At 65.9% G+C, this 2,440-nt stretch carries 3 protein-coding genes; all 3 read left to right on the top strand.

Annotated elements, in window-relative coordinates:
- Positions 1-67: 67 nt before the first annotated feature.
- Positions 68-283, top strand: a complete 216-nt coding sequence (locus IF89_RS43840) for a LuxR C-terminal-related transcriptional regulator (RefSeq protein ID WP_078628781.1) — start codon at positions 68-70, stop codon at positions 281-283.
- Between the two features lie 230 nt (positions 284-513).
- Positions 514-1,176 carry an ATP-binding protein gene (locus IF89_RS50020; RefSeq protein ID WP_420707018.1) on the top strand — a complete coding sequence of 221 codons (663 nt, stop codon included), beginning with the start codon at positions 514-516 and terminating at the stop codon, positions 1,174-1,176.
- Positions 1,177-1,616: 440 nt separating this feature from the next.
- Positions 1,617-2,440, top strand: an 824-nt coding sequence (locus tag IF89_RS0135030) for an IS3 family transposase (RefSeq protein ID WP_158718122.1), incomplete at its 3' end; no start/stop codon positions are given.

Genomic DNA, 2,440 nt, shown 5'->3' with positions numbered 1-2,440 from the left:
GGGGTGTTCTTTCTGCTTCCGAGGGTGTGAGCAGTGGTGGCCGGGTCTGTTTCGGCGGAGGTTGTCGATGATTGCCACTTTGATCACTCGTGATGTGTCTGTGGGGGCTGCGTCTGCGGCGGGGGTGGGGGTGTCTGTTTCGGTGGTGGGGTTGGCTCCGCGTGAGCGGGAGGTGTTGGCTCATATTGCGGCGGGGTGTACGTATGTGCAGACGGCTCGGTTGATGGGGTTGTCGAGGCATACGGTGGATGCGTATGTGCGGCGTATTCGGGTGAAGTTGTAGCGGGCGGGATGTTCTTGGCGTCGTGGATGCTGGGAGGCCGGCCGGCGCGCGATGACCGCCGCTTGCGCAGGGTCTGCGACGCTCGAAGCTGCCGTACCACGGGATGCTCGATGAGTACGGTTTCGCCTTCCAGGCCGGTCTTGCCCCGCGCAAGGTGAAGGACTTCGCCACTTTTTTCGTTTGTCGAGGGTTGGGCGGGTGTGGCCTTGCTCGGGTTGTTCGGGGTCGGTATGGGGCACGTTGCCGTTGCCGTTGCCGTTGCTTTGGTGGTCGTGGTCTGCGGGCCGGTTGTTGGGTCTTTTTCATGGGCCTCGATGGCGTGGTCTGCAGTTTTGAGGGCCGTTGAGGCGGTAGGGCGTTTGACGGGCGGGTTCGGCGCCTATCTGCGGTCCGGCGTTCTTGTGGTGGACGAGGTGGGTTGTCTGCCTTTGGAACGCGCGGGGGCGGGTTTGGTCTTCCTGGTCTTCTCCGAGCGTGAGGGGAAGGGTTTGATCGTCTTGGCCTCGAACAGGACGTTCAGTGGGTGCGGCCGGGTCTTCGGGGGCGAGGTCCTCGCCACCGCCGTCCTCGACGGCTTTCTCCGTCACTGTGGAGTGATCTCCATGAATGGCTGCAGGCTTCCGGTTGAGGAACCGCTTTCAGGTGGTCGGGTGGAACGACGACGGGGTCGGACGTCCCGGGTCGTTTCCGGAGGCCGAGCGTGTGATCAGTTGTTGATCACGTGTTGGAAGGTCTCGGAGGACTCGCCGTTCTTGATCAGTCGGGTGATCATGCCGGTTGTGTTGATCGATGCCGGGATCGTTGACGATCGGGCTGTGCGAGTGCCGGCCGTGGTGGGCCTCGTGGGGTTCCTGCCCGGAGGTGCATCGGGCGCTCGACTTCCGCGCCGGTGAACATGGTTGCGGTCCGACGAGTTTCATCCTTCGGAGTCACCCAAGACTGGGGTTGCTTTGTTTTGGCGGACATCGGAGATCTGGGCTCGGGTCCAGGGAGGGATGTCGATGAGGGGGAACATGCCGAGGAAGAAGCAGCGGCCGCGGCGGCGGTTCACAGCCGGTTTCACGGCCGAGATTCACGGGCCGCTCGGGAGCAGGGGACGGAGGATCGGCGGGCGTAGGAGGCGGACCGGGAGACCTTCATCAGCTCACACGCCCGTTTGACGTTGTGACCTGCCTGTTTCTCCGCCTCGATGAACGGATCGACCGTCACCGGGTCCCCCTGGCGAAGACAGCCGTGGCCCGCTTGAGGATCTCGATGTCCTCCCTCAGCCGGCGGTTCTCGCGCCGAAGTTCCGCGAGTTCGGCCCGCTCGTCGCGCTCCAGTCCTTGGGCTGGTGACTTTCGTCGGACTGCGCCAGCCACAACCGGACGGCGGTCTCGGTCAGGTCGAAGTCCCTGACCACGTCGGGGACCGACCGGTCTCCACGCAGGCACAACTCGACGACGCCGAACTCAGCGTCCGGATCACCGAGGTCCACGAACACTCCCGCGGCCTCTGCGGAGCCCCGCGCATCCATGCCGCCCTCGTCCGCGACGGACTGCCCTGCGGGCGCCGCCGGGTCGCCCGCCTGATGCGGGCCGCCGGCCTCGCAGGCCGGCACCGCAGGCGCGGGCAACGCACCACCGTCCCGGACCCGAACGCGGCCACCCGACCCGACCTGGTCCAACGCGACTTCCAGCCCGACCCGACCGCCATCGACACGCGCTGGTGCGGTGACATCACGTACATCCCGACCGGTGAGGGCTGGCTCTACCTGGCCACCGTGATCGACATCGCCTCCCGCCGCGTTGTCGGCCGGGCCATCTCCGACCACCTCGGCACCTCCCTCGCCGCCGACGCCCTCAAAGCCGCCTGCCACCAACGGCAACCGGAAGGAACCGTCGTCTTCCACTCCGACCGCGGTAGTCAGTACACCAGCCACGCCTTCGCCGCCCTCGCGACCGCCCACGACATCAGGCTCTCCGTCGGACGCACCGGCGTGTGCTGGGACAACGCCCTGGCCGAATCCTTCTTCGCCACTCTCAAGAACGAGTTCGTCAGCCGACGCAGGTGGCACAGCAGAGCCGTCGCCCGCAGCGCGATCTTCGACTACATCGAAGGCTGGTACAACACCCGCAGACTCCACAGCCCAGCCGAGTACGAAAAACTCGCCGCCTG

Source organism: Streptomyces sp. NRRL F-2664, from assembly GCF_000719345.1.
Taxonomy (GTDB): Bacteria; Actinomycetota; Actinomycetes; order Streptomycetales; family Streptomycetaceae; genus Streptomyces.
Note: the sequence above shows the minus strand (reverse complement) of the source record. Positions and strands in the feature narration are given on the sequence as shown.